We start from the raw sequence: 17,026 nt of genomic DNA, 5'->3' as shown, positions 1-17,026 counted from the left end.
ATGGTCGTCGACGCCCTCGACCGCACCGTTACGACCGTCAGCGACCGGGCGACGGCGTTCCTGCTGTCGGCGACTGTCCCCGAACGAGACGGGTTCCTCCAGGCGGTCCACCCCGTCGCGAAGCTCGTGGGCCTCGTCTCGCTCGTCGTCGTCGCCGTCGCCACCGACGACCTCCGCCCTCTCGCCGCGTTGCTGGGCCTCGCCGTCGCGCTCGCCCTCGCCTCGCGCGTCCCGATCAGTACCTTCGCCGAACGGCTCGCCCTGCCGACGCTCCCGTCGCTCCTGGTCGTCGCGCCGCAGGCCGTGCTGATGGAGGGACCTGCGATGGCCACCCTGCCGCTGCCACTCGTCCCCCTGATGGTCACCGAACCCGGCGTCGCCTACGTCGTGGCGTTCGCCGTCCGCGTCGCGAGCTGCGTAGGCTTCCTGTCGCTGTTGCTCCTGACGACCCGGTTCTCGGGCGTCCTGGCGGCGCTTCGTCGGCTCCGCGCGCCACCGCTCGCCGTCACCCTGATCGCCGTCACCCACCGGTACCTGCTGCTGTTCTTCCGGGAGCTGACCAGAATGACCGTGGCTCGCCGGAGCCGCCGGTTCGCGCCGGAGTCGCTGCGGTCGTCGTGGCGCCGCTCCGGGTCCTTCCTCGGCACCTTCTTCCTGCGGACGTTCGAGCGGGGCGAGCGCGTCCAGCGCGCGGCGGCCGCCCGCGGCGGAACGCAGATGACGCCCTACGCCCGTCCCCACCCGGTCGGCGTCGCCGACGTCGGCTTCGCCGCGGTCGTCGCGCTGGCCGTCGCGGGCCGGGTGGTGCTCGCGTGACCGACCCCGTCGTCGCGGCCCGGGACCTGTCCTACGCCTACCCGGACGGGACGGCAGCCGTCGAGAATCTGGACGTGGCCATCGGTGCCGGCGAACGGGTCGCCATCCTGGGCCCGAACGGTGCGGGCAAGTCCACGCTCCTCTTGCTCCTGGGCGGCCTGCTCGACCCCGACGAGGGGACGGTCCGCTTCTTCGGCGAGGACCAGCCGGCCGACGATGTCCGCGAGCGCATCGGCGTGCTCACCCAGGACCCCGGCGAGTACCTGTTCAATCCCACCGTCCGCGAGGACGTGGAGTACGGCCCCTCGCAGTTCGACCTCCCGAAGGAGACGGTCGACGAGCGAGTCAGCGCCCTCGCGGACCGCTTCGGCCTGACCCACCTGCTCGACCGCCCCCCGTTCCGCCTCTCGGGCGGCGAACAGCGCCGGGCGGCGCTCGCGAGCGTCCTCTCGTTCGATCCGGAGGTCCTCCTGCTGGACGAACCGCTCTCGAACGTCGACGGCGCGAACAGAGCGGAGCTGCTGGACCTGCTCGACGACCTGGTCGACGACGGCGTCACGCTGGTCGTCTCCACGCCCGACGCCGACCTCGTCCCCGCGGTGGCCGACCGGGTGATCCTCATGGACCGCGAGGGCGCGATCGCCGCCGACGGCCAGACTCGCGAGGTGCTGACCGACGTCGACGCGCTCAGGCGAGTGGGACTCTCCGTTCCGACAGTCGTCGACCTGTTCGACCGGCTCGGAGTCGACGATCCGCCGATTACGATCGCCGAGGCGGTCGACGAACTGGACGATCGGTAAGTTCTGTCGGGCTGGAGTGCCAATATTGCGCACAGCGTCGGTGATTTAGTCGCGACAGTGGAATCTCGGCGCAGATGACCGACGAACGAACACCAGCGGAATCGGAGTCGAACCGCGCGCCGACCGGGGGTGGGTCGCCGTGACCGAACCGGTCGTCCCCGGCGAGGTGCGGACGGGCGAGGAACCGGTGACTATCAACGAGGATCGGGAGACGGCGACGGTCCGCGTCGCCAACACGGGCGACCGGCCCGTCCAGGTCGGCTCGCACTTCCACTTCTTCGAGGCCAACGCCGCCCTCGAATTCGACCGCGAGGGCGCGTTCGGGATGCGACTGAACGTCCCCGCGGGCACGGCAGTCCGGTTCGAGCCCGGCGACGAGAAGACGGTCGACCTGGTCGCGCTCGGCGGGAAGCGCGTCGCCCACGGGATGAACGGCCTCGTGAACGGGAGCGTCGACGGCGACGCCGCTGCGGCGGTCGAACGGGCAGGACGGCAGGGCTTTGGCGGCATCCCGTCGCAGGCGGGAACGCTGGCCGAGGACGAGGGAGACGGCGCCGCCGACGGCGAGGTGGCGGACGGAACTGGCGCCGACGACGTGGACGACGACGCGACGGAGGGCAAGCGATGACCCGCGACGTCGACCGCGAGACGTACGCGGAGCTGTACGGCCCGACAGAGGGCGACCGGGTCCGCCTGGGCGACACCGAACTGTTCGTCGAGGTCGAGGAAGACCTGCGGACGCCGGGCGACGAGGCGGTGTTCGGCGGTGGGAAGACGCTCCGTGACGGCCTGGGCCAGTCGCCCGGCACAACCCAGGAGGAGGGGGCGCTCGACTGGGTGCTGACGAACGCACTCGTGCTGGACCCCGTCCAGGGCATCGTCGCCGCCGACGTCGGCATCCGCGACGGGAAGATAGCGGGGATCGGGTCGGCCGGCAATCCCGACACGATGGACGGCGTCGACATGGTCGTCGGCCCGTCGACGGACGTCTACCCCGCCGAGGGGAAGATAGTCACCCCGGGCGGGCTGGACGTCCACGTCCACTTCAACTCCGCGCAGTTGCACGAACACGCGCTGGCCTCCGGGATCACGACGATGCTCGGCGGCGGCTACGGCGGCGGCGCGACCACCTGCACGACCGGCCCCGAGAACGTCGAGCGGTTCCTCCAGGCCGCCGAGGAGTGGCCGGTGAACGTCGGCTTCTACGGGAAGGGCAACGCCTCGAAGCCCGACCCCCTGGTCGAGCAGGTCGAGGCGGGCGCCTGCGGGCTGAAACTCCACGAGGACTGGGGGTCGATGCCCGCGGCCATCGACACTTGCCTCGACGTCGCCGAAGCGGAGGACGTCCAGGTGTGCATGCACACGGACACGCTCAACGAGGCGGGGTTCGTCGAGAACACGTTCGCCGCCGTCGACGGGCGGACGATGCACCTGTTCCACATCGAGGGCGCCGGCGGCGGCCACGCCCCGGACATCATGGAGATGGTCGGCCAGCCCAACATGCTCCCCTCCTCGACGAACCCCTCGATGCCGTACACGGCCAACACGTTCGACGAGCACCTGGACATGGTGATGGTGTGTCACCACCTCAACCCCGACGTCCCCGAGGACGTCGCCTTCGCCGAGTCCCGGGTGCGCGCCGAAACCATCGGCGCCGAGGACGTCCTCCACGACGAGGGCGCCATCTCGATGATGACCTCCGACGCCCAGGCGATGGGCCGGCAGGCCGAGGTGATCAGCCGGACCTGGCAGACAGCCTCGAAGATGAAAGCCCAGCGCGGTCCCCTGCCGGAAGATGAAGCGTCCGACACCCACCCCGAGGCGGACAACTTCCGGGTCAAGCGTTACCTCGCGAAGTACACCATCAACCCGGCCATCTCTGCGGGCATCGACGAGTACGTCGGCTCGCTCGAACCCGGGAAACTCGCCGACGTGGTGCTGTGGGACCCCGCGTTCTTCGGGATCAAGCCGGCGATGACGTTCAAGGGCGGCTTCCCTACCTACTCCGAGATGGGCGAGGCCAACGGCTCGCTGATGACCTGCGAACCGATCATGCAACGGCCACGCGCCGGCGCCGCCGGGAAGGCCAAACACGCCCTCTCGCTGTCGTTCGTCAGCCAGGCCGCCGCCGACGCGGACGCGGGCGAGGAATACGGCCTCGACACGCCCGTCGTCCCCGTCTCCGACACCCGGACGCCCGGCAAGGCGGACATGCACTACAACGACTACTGCCCCGACGACGTCGAGATCGACCCCGAGACCTTCGAGGTGCGGGTCGACGGCGACGTCGTCGCCTGCGAACCGAGCGAGGAGGTCCCCCTCGCACAGCGGTACATGCTTTGAGGTACTCCAAGGATGAATCTCACGCCCAAGGAACGAGAGCGGTTGACGGTCTTCATGGCCGCAGAGCTCGCCCGGCGCCGCAAGGACCGAGGCGTCAGGCTGAACCACCCCGAGGCGGTCGCGTACATCTCGGACTGGTGCGTCGAGCGCGCCCGCGACGGCTGGGACGTCGCCGAGATCCGCGCCGAGGCCTCCCAGCTACTCGACCCGGAGGACGTCATGCCGGGCGTCCCGGAGATGGTCGACATGATCCAGGTCGAGCCCGTCTTCCCCGACGGCACCAAGCTCGTCACCGTCCACGACCCGATCCGGTCCTCGGGCGCGATGGACCCCGGCAGCGACGAGGACGACGCGGAGGCCGCGGCCGACGGCGGTCCGGCTGCGGACGCGGAGGGAGAGCCGTGAGCCTCACCCACCGCGACGTCGCCACGGTCGGCATCGGCGGCCCCGTCGGCTCCGGCAAGACGTCGCTGGTCACCGAACTCGTCCCGGAACTCGTGGAGCGAGACCTGGACGTGGGCGTCATCGCCAACGACATCCTCACGCAGGAGGACGCCGACGCGCTGCGCGAGCGCTTCGCGGGCATCGTCCCCGAGGACCTCGTGGCGGGCGTCGAGACCGGCGCCTGCCCGCACACGGGCATCCGCGAGGACCCGTCGATGAACCTCACCCAGATCGACGCGTTTCTGGCCGACCACCCCGACCTGGATCTGGTCCTGATCGAGAGCGGCGGCGACAACCTCGCGGCGACGTTCAACCCCGAACTCGCCGACTACTCGCTGTACGTCATCTCGGTGGCGGAGGGCGAGGATATCCCGCGCAAGCGCGGTCCGGGCGTCGTCGACTGCGACCTGCTGGTGATCAACAAGACCGACCTGGCGCCCCACGTCGGCGCGGACCTGGACGTGATGAAGGCGGACGCCGAATCGGTCCGGGAGGGCCCGTTCGTCACCACGAACTGCAAGACCGGGGACGGGGTCGAGTCGGTCCTGGAGCACGTCACCGAGGGGGTCCTGTTCGCGTAGATGGCCGCCGACGCCCCACACCCCGCGTTCGAACCCTACGCGGCCGAACCGGTCCCGCAGGCCCCCGTCGGCGCCCCGGGCAAGGAGGGCCGGCTGGAACTGGCCTTCGCCGCGGATGAGGACGGCCAGACCCACCTCGTCCGCGACTTCGCCCGCGTCCCCTTCCACCTGAGCGGCACGCTCGCCCACGACCCCCACCCCGACGCGGAGACGGTGTTCGTCCAGTCGCCGAACGGCGGCGTCGCCCAGGGCGACCGCCACACCATCGACGTCAGCGTGGCGAACGGCGGCATCGCCCACGTCACCACCGGGAGTTCGACGAAGGTGCTCACGATGGAGCGCAACTACGCCGCCGCGGACGTCTCGCTCTCCGTGGGTCCGGGGAGCCACCTCGACTACGTCCCCGAACCCGTGATCGTCAATCCCGACGCGCGCTACTGCCAGGAATTGCATTTGGACATCACGCCGGACGCGACGGCCGTCGTCGGCGACGTCGTCGTCCCGGGCCGACTGGCCCGCGGCGAGCGCTTCGACTTCGAACGCTTCGTCTCCCGGTTCGAGTGCCGCAGCGACGGCGACCTGCTGTTCGAGGACGCGACGCACCTCACGCCAGCCGACGGCGATCCCACCGCCCCCGGCGTGATGGGCGAGTACGCGGTGTACGGCACGCTGTACGTCGTCGCGCCCGAGAGCGACGGGAACGCCCTCTCCGACGCGCTCCACGACCGAGCCGGCGAGCAGACGGAAGACGAGACGTCGAGCGCCCGCGCCGCCGCGACGACGCTGCCCAACGGCGCCGGCGTCGTCGTCCGCGCGCTGGGCCACCGCGCCGAGGACGTCACCGGATCGCTGCACGCGGCGTGGGACGAGGCACGAACCGTACTACTCGACGTCGGCGCCCCCGACGGGAGGAAGCTCTGATGCTGGTCGCGGACTCCTACGTCGGGAACGTCGACGAGGACCCGGAGCTCGCCGACCGACTCGAAAGCGAGGACGCGCTCGCCATCACCGTCGACGAGACGGAGCGGCGGCGCTCGCGCTTTCGCACGACGGCCGACGACGGCACCGACCTCGGCGTGGTCCTCGGGCGCGAACTCCGGGCCGGCGACCTCCTCTCGGCCGACGGCCGGCTCGTCCACATCTCGCTCGAACCGGTCGCAGCGATGGTCGTCGACCTGGGCGGCGTCGACCCCGATGCGTCGGCCGTGTCGACCGCGCTCGAACTCGGCCACGCCGTCGGCAACCGCCACTGGGACCTGGCCGTCGAGGGCGAGCGGGCCTACCTCCCGCTGGCCGACGTCCGCGAGCGGATGGAAGCCGAGGTGGAGCCCCACCTCCCCGACGGCACCACCGTGGGCTACGACGAGGTGAGTCCCGCGCTGTTCGACGATGGCGACGCCGGGCACGGAAGCGATGAGGGAGGTCACGCACACAGCCACGGCGATGGCGGCCACGACCACGCGCACGGAGACGGCAGTCACACGCACAGCCACGGGGTCGGAGAGATCGACTCGGAGGGGTCGTCGTGAGCGACGAGTCGACACTGGCGTCGCTCCGGCTGGCCGACTCGGCGCTCCCGGTCGGCACCGACAGCGTCTCCTACGGGCTGGAGCAGTTCGTCGCCGAGGACCGCGTCGAGGACGCCGACGACCTCCGGACGCTCCTGGAGACGTACCTCCGCCGCCAGCTGGGCGTCGCCGACCTGGTGGCGCTCCGGGCCGCACACCGCGGCGCGACGGCGGGTGAGGGCGGCACTGAGGAAGCCGACGTCGATGCAGTCCTCGCTGCCGACCGCCGACTGACAGCGACGACGCTGACAGCGGAGTTCCGCGAGAGTTCCACGCGGACGGGCGAGCGGCTCCTCTCGCTCCAGCGCGAGTTGCGTGACGACGACTTCCTCGACGACTACGCCGCCGCGGTGGAGGCGGGCGACGCCCCCGGGAACCACGCCGTCGTCCTGGGTGCGGTCGCCGGCCGCGAGGGTATCGACGCCGACGAGGCGTGTCTGGTCGCGTATCACGGGTTCGTGACTGGGCTGCTCGGCGCCGCACAGCGGCTCCTCCGGCTCGGCCACACCGACGTCCAGCGGACCGTCGACGAGTTGCGACCGGCGATGACGGCCGCGGTCGAGGAGAGCGGCGACCGCTCGCTCGACGAGATGGAGCCGTTCGCGCCGCTCGTCGACGTGGCCTCGGCCGACCACGAACGGGCCGACCGGCGGCTGTTCGTCAGCTAATCGGCGGCTGTTACTCAGCTGAACGTCACCGATCGGCTGGACGGTTCTCGGTCCGAGAACCGCGACGTCACGACGGCGATACTCGCCTCACAGCAGCCGTGACGGCGGCGCTACGGACGTCTGGAAGCCGAGGGGGCGTCGTATCAACGGTCCTACTTAAACTGGTTTCAGCAAGCCATTATGGGGCGGGCAGCCGTCGTCTCGGCCGCTATGCCTGAACAGTCGAACCCGGAGCTTCCGGAACTGCCGTACGACTACGACGCGCTCGAACCACACATCTCCGAGCAGGTGCTGACCTGGCACCACGATACGCACCACCAGGGCTACGTCAACGGCCTGCAGTCGGCCGAGGAGACCCTGGCCGAGAACCGCTCGTCGGGCGACTTCGGCGGCTCCGCCGGCGCGCTCGGGAACGTGACCCACAACGGCAGCGGTCACTACCTCCACACGCTGTTCTGGGAGAACATGTCCCCCAACGGCGGCGGCGAGCCCGAGGGCGACCTCCGCAGCCGCATCGAGGAGGACTTCGGCTCCTACGAGGGCTGGAAGGGCGAGTTCGAGGCCGCCGCCGGCGCCGCCGGTGGCTGGGCGCTGCTCGTCTACGACCCCGTCGCCAAGCAACTGCGCAACGTCGCGGTCGACAAACACGACCAGGGCGCGCTCTGGGGCTCCCACCCCATCCTGGCCATCGACGTCTGGGAGCACTCCTACTACTACGATTACGGCCCGGACCGCGGCAGCTTCGTCGACGCCTTCTTCGAAGTCGTCGACTGGGAGAAGGCCGCCGAGGAGTACCAGAAGGTCGTCGACCACTTCGAGTAAGTCGGTACCACTGCGCTTTTTTCACGAGAGCCGGCCGTGGGCACGCGATTCGAACGCCGGCGCGCAGCGGATCGAGGTGATCGGCAGGGCCGGCCCGCTCAGTTCGCCATCGATGGTTTCGGCGGCTGGTGACGCTTGTGACGGGTCCGTGCACACCACCGCCTGGCTCGGCGAACGACGGACTCGTCGACGTCGACCCGTTCGGCGACTGCGGCGTCTGCCCGCTGCTCGTCGATCGAGAAGTGGAGGAGACCGTCCAGCGTCGTCTGCTCGACGCCGAGTTTCTCCGCGTCGGTGGGGTCCACGTTCCCGGTGCGGCGCCGGGTGCCGTCGAGGATGACCTCGGGGAGGTCCATCTCCCTCGCGAGCGCCCGAATCTCGGTCCGGTAGAGGTCGCCGAACAGCGAGAGGTCGACGCCGGTCTCCCCGTACTTCGTGACGGAGCCGAGCAGGCGCTCGGTGCGGGTGACGGTGCCGACGACGAGCCGGTTCGTGGTGTTGGCGACGTAGTACGTACAGGCCATCCGGAACCGCTCGCTGGCGTTGCCGACCGCGACGAGGTCGTCGGCGGGTTCCCCGGCCGTCCCGACGACGCGCTGGAACGCGGTGAGGAGCGGTTGCAGCGCCAGGCGCCGGTAGTCGACGTCGAGTATCGAGGCGACGGCCTCGGCGTCGCGGGCGGGCGCCTCGTCGTTCAACTGGGCGGGCATGACGAGTCCGGTCACGCGATCGGCGCCCACCGCGTCGACGGCCAGTGCGGCGGCGACAGCCGTCTCGACGCTCCCGTCGAGTCGGACGACGAGGCCGTCCGCGCCCGCCTCGGCGACGCCGTCTTCGAGAAAGGCAGGCAGCAGCTGCTGTACGCGCCTGACTGCCGGTTTAGACGTCGCCAGTCCCGTCTCCTCCCGGGGCAGTTCGAGTATCCGTGGGTGTGTCGTCGCGTCGCTCACGTCACGCCGCTCCGTTCGCCGTGGTCGGTTCGACGGCCGTCGCGACGTCGTCGGCTTCGACAGGTTCGACTAATACGTTCACGGTGAGTGTTGGGATTCCGATTCGGTATAATGGTTGCCACCAAATACCATAATCGCATTGAAGTCCCCCACAACACCTATTACATAGAAAGTGATCAGGAGTTTTTGAGAACGGACGTACATTTCAATCCCTGTCAATCGAATTTCTGTGGGAAGACGAGACTGAACGCGACGACCCGGCACGCCCGAAACAGTGTGGATCAGTGGCAGCTGTGGGCGGTCCGAGCCGTGGCTCCGGGATGCGTGTACAGTGAAGTGCAGGCAGTGCCGTCGGCCCCCTCCGGGAGAGGCGGACCGGACGGCGACTGGCCGTTCCAGACGAACACCAGTTCGGCCGAACTGGGACGAATCGGCCGGTAGATACCGGTGATGGTGACAGGTCACGTTCTCGACGATGACACGGTACGACCGGGTTCGAGCACCAGCAGCTCGCTGCTGGCGAGTGATCTCGTCTCACGCTCGGGTCGCACCACCTCCGTGAATCATGAGAGAGACTGACTTACGCAAGGGCTTGAGTGTTCCGTACGATCTCCTAGAACACATCCCCAGTGTAGCAAAGACATAACGAAGTTTGTCTATATATCCATCCATTCTAAGATTTGGGTGATGATAGATGCATACACGTCAGATTGTGTATTTCGCAGTGAAACCGCCGAGGCGGCCGGTATCACCGCCGGGCGTCTCGTCGTGTGTGCCGGGCTACCAGCGGCTACCAGCACAGTGTGCGAAGAAAAGCAGACGGCTGTCGGAATCTCGGTCTAGTCGGCCGTGCTCTCGGCCGGCGTCGTCTCCGTGTCGCCCCCGGCCATGGGCGTCGCGAGCTTGTAGAGGCCCCACAGCAGCAGGACCACTAGCCCGAGGATCACCAGCCCCGTCCGGAGGTTCGGGGCTATCAGTGGCATCGCGATCACTTCGCCCGCGTCGTTCGTCAGCGGTGCCGCCCCGTAGGGCTGGCCCGCGAGCGTCTCTACCAGTCCGAGGACGACGACGCCCAGCAGTATCAGGCCGCCGCTGACCGCCATCGCCGCCCTATCGACCGTCGATTTGATCTGTGTCATTGTTTGGTCACCTCGTCAGCCGAGCAGGTACCGAAGTTTCGGGCGCTGCTGTACGAACTGCAGCTTCTCGATGACGGCGTCCAGGCCGTAGTACCGCCCAGCGGCCAGGACCATGATCGTCACGAACAGCAGCAGGCCCATCAGGTCGCTGTTGACCAGCCCGTGGCCGAAGCCGGCGTTCCCGACCCAGAACAGCACCATGAAGAACGCCCCGCCGAAGGCCGCCAGCCTGGTCAGGACGCCGGCCATGATCGCCAGGCCGATCAGCGTCTCGAACAGCGGCACGCCCGGCGCGATCAACCACGCCAGGTTGTTCCCCATCCACACGGGGATGGGGCCGAGCGCGGTGCCCTCCATGCCCTGCATGTACATCGGCCCGTAACTGTACGCCAGGCCGTCCTCCAGCAGCTTGGTCATGCCGGCGTGGAAGAACCACCAGCCGGTGAGCACCCGGAGGATCGCCAGCCAGTACGCCGTCAGTGGCCCGTCCATGGCCAACTCGAACTCGCCCGCCAGTGGGTTGGCTGTGTTAGTAGACATCTGTGTGGCTCACATGTACGACTCCGCCCTCATAGCAGGTATAAACGGGAGGGGGTTCCCGGCGGCTGAAAATACCCGCTGGGACACTAATGGGTAGCCCTCCTCTCTGGGGGTGTAGGCCACAGACGACCATCGCTTGACAGCTGGCCTACCCTCTGCGGTTTTCGCGTCGGTCCGCCGCCCCCACGAGGTGGCACTCTTCCCGTGGCGTGAGAACGTCGTTCACGCTTGAAGGTGTGTCCAGGAGAAGTCGCTAGTAGATGCAGCGGTCGTATCACTGGGCCCGGGCGTCCCGGTCTCCGGGCCACGAACCAGGCATTCCACGCACGAGCCGACACCATGACACTCCACGCCACACTCACCCCACTGATCGCCGTCGTGACGACCGTCGCGGTCGTCATCGGCACGACGATAACGGTTCTCGCCTTTCGAGCCGCAGATAGACACACGTCCCGGGCGCTCCGACTGTTCAGCTACGGGTTCGGCGCCATCACCCTCGGGCTGCTCGTCGGCGGCGTCGGCGGCCTCGTGGTCGGTCTGGACGTCGAGCGAACCCTGCTGATCCAGGGCGCGCTGGTCGCCCCCGGATTTGTGCTGTTGCTCCGGTCGCTGTACAGCATCCCGCGGTCCGTCAGCGCGTAGTCGAGCGCGGCCACGAAAGTGGAAAAAGAACGGGGCGGAAATGGGCGCGGAAATGGGAACGGAGCAGAAACAAGTGCAAACGGCCGGTTCTCGGGTCACCTCCCGGGTTCGTCACTCGCTCCCGTCGAGAAACGCGGAAATTCGTCGCGCGGAGTCCGCCAGGAGCGGGACGTCGTCGGTGAACACCTCGACGGCGACCGTCCCGTCGAAGCCGTCGAGGTGCTCGGTGACGAGTCCGTACTCGATCTCGCCCGCGCCGATCGGGAGGTGGGTGTCGCCGCGCCCGCGGGCGTCGTGGACGTGGAGGTGGGAGACGAGGTCGGCGTACTCGCCGAGGAACCTGTCGACGCCGTCGTCGCCGTCCTCCATGTAGGCGTGGCCGACGTCGAAGCAGACGGCCGTCCCCGTCTCCCGTGCGATGTCACCGAGGACGGAGAGCTGTACCCCGCGGGGCTGGTGGCCGACGTTCTCGACGACGACCTCGACGCCGGCGTCCGCGCCGGCGGCGTCGATGGCCGAGAGCTGGTCGGCGAACACTGGGCGCTGGTCGGTATCGTGCGGGTTCCGCATCGTCGCGTGGAGGACCGCCTTTCTCGCTCCGAGCGAGCCCGCCCACTCGAGCAGTTCCGACTGGTAGTCGACGATGGCGTCGTCGATCTGTGGAATCGCCGTCGCGACGACCTGGTCGAACGGGAGGTGGACACAGAGGTCGGCGTCAATGGCCGCCAGCGCCTCGTGTATCCGTCTCTCGTCCGTCTCGGCCGGAACGAGCGCCGACTCCCCGACCGAGAGTTCGACGAACGAGAAGCCGTCGCCGGTCGCTTCCAGCCGTTCGATCGAGTCCCCCACCGTGAGTCCGACGTCCATGGTCTCACGATAGTCTCGACGGGCCTTAGTAGCCAGTGCGTCACCGGCGTGGGTCAGACCATTGCCGGACCGCGTTCCGCTGACTTGGGTCCGACGGGTTCGACCGTCTACCCCGCCGACCCGTCGGTCACGTTGACCCAGAGGTGGAGGTCGCGATACGAGTTCTCGACGCGCGGGTTCGCGGGCGCCTCGTCCGTGTAGAGCAGGAACTGCAGTCGCAGGCGCGTCCCTGTCATCGTCGGCGTCACCTCGTAGGGTTGGTGCCAGGTCTCGTTGTGGGCCAGTCTCGTCCCGAACCGGTCGAGTTCGCGCCGTTCGCGCACGCGCGTCTCGTTGTCGACGACGGCGACGTCCTGTAACTGGACCACCACCGTGTACGTCGTCGCCTCGTGCTCGTTGTTGCCGATCCCGACCACCAGCGGTTGTCCCTCGCCGCGGACGAACTCAGTGGGATAGTCGTCGGCGACGAGTTCGCCGTCCTCGCCTTCGGTGAGGAGGTAGAACTCGGAGAAGGACTCGCCCTCCTTGGGGACGGCGACGGCGTACCCGACGCTGGCGACGGCCACGAGCATGCTCAGCGCCAGCAGGACGTTCAGCGCCCCGTCGGTCCGCGTCTCGGGGGCGAACAGTTCGTCGCGAGCGGCGCGGTACCACTGCCGGTAGGGGACGCGGAAGCGCTCGTCGGCGGGCAAGGCCCACCGGCGACGGGCGGCGACGGCAGTACAGGCCAGCGTGACGCCGCTGACGGCGACGAGGATGGGGACGAGGCGGATGCCCCACGGCGTGAAGTTCAGGACCAGCCCCACCAGCGGCACCACGGCGATGCTCGTCCCGAAGGCGAGCGCGACGCGTTCGATGCCGTCGATACCGGCGTCGGCCACGCCGGACGGTCCGGTCGTCGAGCCGTCGGTGCCGGAGTGGTCGTCGTCCGCCGACGACTCGCCCCACGCCCCTGTCGCGACCCAGCCGTCTGTCTCCTCGTCGTCGGTGTCGCCGGAGTCGTCGGCTGGTTTCTCCACGCGGTCCGGTCCGGCTTCGGGGAACAGCGCGGCGACGAGCGCGTAGCCGGGCAGGAAGAGCACGTACGGCAGGCCGAGGACGACCCGCAGCGGCGTCTCCGCGACCACGGGAAGCGTCGCGGCGAGGACGGTGGCGAGCGTCAGGACGACGACCGTCGCCAGGTCCGCGGGCAGGTTCCTGAGCTGTGGCGGCAAGAGTGCCCACAACCACCGGCGATTCTCCATTGGCGTAACATGTGTGAGTGACCTAAAAGAAACCCGTGGAAGGCGTCCCACGACGCCGGTCCGGATCAGCGGTTGCGGACGGTGGTCGAGGCGACCGGCTCGAGCACGGCGCCGACTGCCAGCAGCCCCTTCACGACAGTCGGGAGCGTGCAGCCGAATCGAGTTCGCAACTGCGACCTGCATCCGAACGTAAATTACTGCCACCGCGGCGACTGGTCCATAAATTGATTGTTTTCCACGGGCATACTCCTAACAAAGTTGTATTAACCACCGATAAGGAGGTTCCTAATCCCGGCCAGGGCTTCAAATTATCTTATCATATCAGCAAGTATTATGCCACTGTCGTTTGTCCAACCGATCAAATGGTGGGATCCAGACTACCCCAGACGGTGGTGGCGACGGTACTGGTGGGTATCGTGGTCGCCTCCGTCTCGACGATGGCGCTCGCCGGCGGGGCGACCGGAATCGCCCAGGCCGGTGACACACCCCCGAGTGGCGAAGTGTTTCAGCAGGGCGACATGGGCGTCTGGGAGCGGTCGATCGTGACGCTCCGCGCGGACGACGACGACGCGGCCTACGCCCTCCCGAACGCGGCCTGGCAGATCGAGAGTACCAGCGGCGACCAGGCGTCGCTGAACCGGGACCCCGTTCCGGTGTACGACGACGGCCAGGAGGTCAGGCTGACGTTCGATCCGAACCGGGCCCAGAAGGCAGACGACTACCTCGCGGGCCAGAAGACGCAGCTGATCGCCGCCCACCTCGAGGAGACCGGCAACGGCGACGTCCCGCGCACGACCGGCGAAGCGTTCGACCTGCTCGACACAGACAGCGCAGACGACGCGAACGAGAACGCCTCGTTCTCCGTCGCCGAGAAGAAGAAACTCGCCACCGGCGAAAACGAGTACTTCGATTCGGTCGAGGCTGGTCACACCGTCTACTTCCTCGTGACCGTGAAAGACGGGGACGGCGTCACCGTCTCCGACGACGGCGACGTCACCGGCGTCGACGGCGAGGTGACGGTCGTCGGGCTGGAACACGTCGTCGCCCGCGCGGGCGCGGGGTCGGTCGACGCTCCCAGCAAGGTCAAACCCGGCGAGACCGCCTCCTTCGACGTCGACGCGTCGGAGCTCGAGGCGGCCGACGCGGGGGAGACCATCAACCAGGGCGTCGTCGTGTACGACGAGGAGACGTACGTGAACCAGCGCTTCCTGATCGAACTGAACGACGACGTGAGCACGGACTTCGACGTCGACGAGGACGCGACGTTCCACTCCGACATCGACGAGGTCAACGGCGTCGCTCGCCTCGACGACCGGGTCAGTATCTTCGGTCGCCAGGTCGGTGACAACCGGGTGACCGGCAGCGCCGGCCTCGGGTTCCTCTTCGACTTCGTCGGCGAGCAGGCCGGCACTGACATGGGGAGCATCGAGGACGACTCGGCGGACACCGTCGTCCTCGACGCGTCGACGACGTTCGTCAGCGGGTCGAGCGCCGACCGAACCGTCGAGGTCGAGACGTTCAAGAACTGGTCGACCGGCGAGTACCGCTGGGTGTACGTCGGCATGGGCCAGGACAGCGCCGACATGGTCACCCAGACCGGGACGATACACGTGAAGAAGAAGTCGACGGGCGGTAGCTCCGGCGGTGATCCGGGCGGCGACCCCGGTGGTGACGACGATGACGATGGCAGCGGCGGCGACCCCGGCGCTGGCACCGGTGGTGACCCCGGTGGTGACGACGGCGCAGGCACCGGCGGCACGGGCGCGCCCGACGCCGGCAACGAGACGGAGACCGAGAAGGACGCCGGCACCGGCGGCGACGACGATGACGACGACGACGAGACCGACGAGCCCGAGCCGGCATCCATCGAGATCACGGACGCCACACTGAGCGCCGACGAGATTACGGCCGGCGACTCGGTGAACGTCTCCGTGACCCTCGAGAACGACGGCGGGAAGGAGGGGTCCGCGACGATTCGCATCCGCGCGAACGAATCGGTCGTCGCGACCGAGCAGGTCACCGTCGGCGCGGGCGAGACGGTCACCGAGACCGTCTCGGTCACCTTCGACGAAGCGGGCACCTACGAGATCTCCGCCAGCGGCACCTCGGCCGGGACGCTGACCGTCACCGAGGCCGGCGGCGGTGACGACACGCCCGGCGGTGCGGAGCCGCCCGAGGACGGCGGCGGACTGCCGGTCGTCGCCATCGGCGTCGTGGTCGTGTTCGCGGGCGGCGCGGGCGCGTTCTACGTCTTCTGGATCCGGTAGCCGCCCCGTCGTTTGGCGCCCACTACCAGCATTTTTCCAGTTCGGTTCGGATGTTAGCAGGTTGCTTAATCCCTGAAGAAACCCGTCGTTTCATCAGGGTTGCACGTTCCCTGTAGAAGTATGAACGCGCGAACCCTGACAGCCCTCCTCGCAGTCGTCGTCGTGGTGAGCCTCGCCCCGGCGGCCGGTGCCCAGTCCGGCTTCGAGATATCGTCCGCTGATACGACACCCGTGCCCGAGCGGACGGAAACCGTCGGCGGGAACACATTCACGATCGACTCGACGATCCGCGCCGACGAGGGCGACACCGTCACGCTGGACGTGACCGCACCGAACGACGATAACTACCGCCTCCACGTGCGCAACAGCGAAAACCAGATCATCGATCAGCCAAAGGGGACCGGCGACGAGTCGTTCACCTTCGACCTCTCGAACTACGAGTACGGCTCCTACGCATTCGCAGTGTATGACCTCCAGACCGGGGACTACCAGAAAGTCCAGCCGCTGCTCGTCAGCGGCTACGACGTCTCCGTGGACGCGCCCGGATCGGTTAGTAGCGACGGGAGCGCCGAGGTGACCGTCGACCTCACCGAGACGGCGGCGAGTGGCGACCCGGCGAACGTCCAGGTGATCGCCGCCCAGGGCGACACCACCGAGACGTTCGACGCCTCGGGCGGTGACGGCGAGTACACCGCGACCGTCGACGGCGGCGCGCTGGAGGAAGGCGACTACACCGTCTACGCCGTCGCCCAGGGCGACGAGGAGGCCTTCGGCCGGAGCGAACTCCTCGGGCTCAGCGACGGGCACGCGCTCGCCGTCGAGTCCGGGTCCGGCGGCGACGGCGATTCGGGCGGCTCCGGCGGCGACGGGACTGACGGCTCGGAGTCCACCGAGGAGTCGGAGACGACCGACGGAGACGACGCGAACGAGTCCGACGGCTCGGACGGCGGCGGGTCGGACGGCGACGGGGCGAACGACGGCGGCGACTCCGACGACGAGTCGACGGACGACGGCGCGGCGAACCCGCCGGCCAACGAGACGACCGAGACGGAGACGACGACCGAACCCCCGACCACGACCGTGGCGATGACCGAGACGGCGACCGACACCGACGACGGCGTCGTCACGCCGGCCGACGACACCGAGACGGAGACAGAGACGGAGGCCACGGGCCTGGCCGGGCCCGGGTTCACCGCCGCCGGTGCGCTGGCAGCGCTCGTGCTGGTCGGGCTGCTGGGCCGACGCCGACTGTAGGAGAACGGCGTCACCCGACTGTAGGAAAGCGGCGTCGCTCGTCGGACGAGCGCACGCGAAAAATGATCGAGTTGAGTCAGG

The 17,026-nt window shown here is 68.6% G+C and carries 18 protein-coding genes; 13 read left to right on the top strand and 5 right to left on the bottom strand.

The genetic code is table 11. The features are described from left to right. The 10 genes from cbiQ to sod all read left to right on the top strand — a co-directional run bounded on the left by cbiQ (window position 1) and on the right by sod (window position 8,042). Window positions 1-816 (top strand): cobalt ECF transporter T component CbiQ, encoded by an 816-nt coding sequence (gene cbiQ, locus BM337_RS01510; RefSeq protein WP_089813241.1) that lies wholly within the window; start codon window positions 1-3, stop codon window positions 814-816. Further along, window positions 813-1,616 carry an energy-coupling factor ABC transporter ATP-binding protein gene (locus BM337_RS01505; RefSeq protein WP_089813239.1) on the top strand — a complete coding sequence of 268 codons (804 nt, stop codon included), beginning with the start codon at window positions 813-815 and terminating at the stop codon, window positions 1,614-1,616. Before cbiQ ends, BM337_RS01505 begins: the two co-directional genes overlap by 4 nt. Before the next feature lie 139 nt (window positions 1,617-1,755). Next, on the top strand, window positions 1,756-2,244 hold the full coding sequence (locus BM337_RS01500; protein WP_089813237.1) for an urease subunit beta: 489 nt from the start codon (window positions 1,756-1,758) through the stop codon (window positions 2,242-2,244). After that, window positions 2,241-3,959: an urease subunit alpha gene (gene ureC / locus BM337_RS01495; protein ID WP_089813235.1), complete on the top strand. Its 1,719-nt coding sequence runs from the start codon at window positions 2,241-2,243 to the stop codon at window positions 3,957-3,959. The genes BM337_RS01500 and ureC overlap by 4 nt, the downstream gene beginning before the upstream one ends. Window positions 3,960-3,971: 12 nt before the next feature. Further along, the gene (locus BM337_RS01490) at window positions 3,972-4,364 is read left to right on the top strand and encodes an urease subunit gamma (RefSeq protein ID WP_089813233.1); all 393 of its coding nucleotides are present in this window, start codon (window positions 3,972-3,974) and stop codon (window positions 4,362-4,364) included. Then, window positions 4,361-4,984 carry an urease accessory protein UreG gene (ureG, locus tag BM337_RS01485; RefSeq protein WP_089813231.1) on the top strand — a complete coding sequence of 208 codons (624 nt, stop codon included), beginning with the start codon at window positions 4,361-4,363 and terminating at the stop codon, window positions 4,982-4,984. The genes BM337_RS01490 and ureG overlap by 4 nt, the downstream gene beginning before the upstream one ends. Continuing rightward, the gene (locus BM337_RS01480; protein WP_089813228.1) at window positions 4,985-5,905 is read left to right on the top strand and encodes an urease accessory protein UreD; all 921 of its coding nucleotides are present in this window, start codon (window positions 4,985-4,987) and stop codon (window positions 5,903-5,905) included. After that, entirely contained in the window at window positions 5,905-6,513 is a 609-nt protein-coding gene (locus tag BM337_RS01475; RefSeq protein ID WP_089813226.1) for an urease accessory protein UreE, read from the top strand. The genes BM337_RS01480 and BM337_RS01475 overlap by 1 nt, the downstream gene beginning before the upstream one ends. Then, window positions 6,510-7,220 (top strand): urease accessory protein UreF, encoded by a 711-nt coding sequence (locus BM337_RS01470; RefSeq protein ID WP_089813224.1) that lies wholly within the window; start codon window positions 6,510-6,512, stop codon window positions 7,218-7,220. Before BM337_RS01475 ends, BM337_RS01470 begins: the two co-directional genes overlap by 4 nt. A 210-nt stretch (window positions 7,221-7,430) precedes the next feature. Next, entirely contained in the window at window positions 7,431-8,042 is a 612-nt protein-coding gene (gene sod / locus BM337_RS01465) for a superoxide dismutase (RefSeq protein WP_089815488.1), read from the top strand. Between the two features lie 98 nt (window positions 8,043-8,140). On the opposite strand, the gene nadE is transcribed toward sod, so the two are convergent. The 3 genes from nadE to BM337_RS01450 form a co-directional block, all read right to left on the bottom strand. Then, entirely contained in the window at window positions 8,141-8,992 is an 852-nt protein-coding gene (gene nadE / locus BM337_RS01460; RefSeq protein WP_245778578.1) for an NAD(+) synthase, read from the bottom strand. An 839-nt stretch (window positions 8,993-9,831) separates the two neighbouring features. After that, window positions 9,832-10,131: a hypothetical protein gene (locus BM337_RS01455; RefSeq protein ID WP_089813222.1), complete on the bottom strand. Its 300-nt coding sequence runs from the start codon at window positions 10,129-10,131 to the stop codon at window positions 9,832-9,834. A gap of 15 nt (window positions 10,132-10,146) precedes the next feature. Further along, window positions 10,147-10,671 carry a DoxX family protein gene (locus BM337_RS01450; RefSeq protein WP_089813220.1) on the bottom strand — a complete coding sequence of 175 codons (525 nt, stop codon included), beginning with the start codon at window positions 10,669-10,671 and terminating at the stop codon, window positions 10,147-10,149. Between the two features lie 339 nt (window positions 10,672-11,010). On the opposite strand from BM337_RS01450, the gene BM337_RS01445 reads away from it, so the two are divergent. Further along, window positions 11,011-11,313, top strand: coding sequence for a DUF7521 family protein (locus tag BM337_RS01445; protein ID WP_089813218.1), 303 nt, complete (start codon window positions 11,011-11,013; stop codon window positions 11,311-11,313). A 111-nt stretch (window positions 11,314-11,424) separates the two neighbouring features. On the opposite strand, the gene BM337_RS01440 is transcribed toward BM337_RS01445, so the two are convergent. Both BM337_RS01440 and BM337_RS01435 read right to left on the bottom strand, forming a co-directional pair. Further along, window positions 11,425-12,180, bottom strand: coding sequence for a sugar phosphate isomerase/epimerase family protein (locus BM337_RS01440; protein ID WP_089813216.1), 756 nt, complete (start codon window positions 12,178-12,180; stop codon window positions 11,425-11,427). A 107-nt stretch (window positions 12,181-12,287) separates the two neighbouring features. Next, a complete protein-coding gene (locus BM337_RS01435) occupies window positions 12,288-13,424 on the bottom strand; it encodes a DUF1616 domain-containing protein (protein ID WP_089813214.1) in 1,137 nt (378 codons plus the stop codon). Window positions 13,425-13,786: 362 nt separating this feature from the next. Between BM337_RS01435 and BM337_RS01430 the strand changes: the two genes are divergently transcribed. Next, entirely contained in the window at window positions 13,787-15,691 is a 1,905-nt protein-coding gene (locus tag BM337_RS01430; protein WP_143117611.1) for a CARDB domain-containing protein, read from the top strand. A 120-nt stretch (window positions 15,692-15,811) separates the two neighbouring features. Beyond that, window positions 15,812-16,945 carry a hypothetical protein gene (locus BM337_RS01425; RefSeq protein ID WP_089813210.1) on the top strand — a complete coding sequence of 378 codons (1,134 nt, stop codon included), beginning with the start codon at window positions 15,812-15,814 and terminating at the stop codon, window positions 16,943-16,945. Window positions 16,946-17,026: the final 81 nt, after the last annotated feature.

The sequence above is a fragment of the Halomicrobium zhouii genome, from assembly GCF_900114435.1.
GTDB classification, from domain to species: domain Archaea; phylum Halobacteriota; class Halobacteria; order Halobacteriales; family Haloarculaceae; genus Halomicrobium; species Halomicrobium zhouii.
This window is presented reverse-complemented; position numbering and strand designations above follow the sequence as displayed.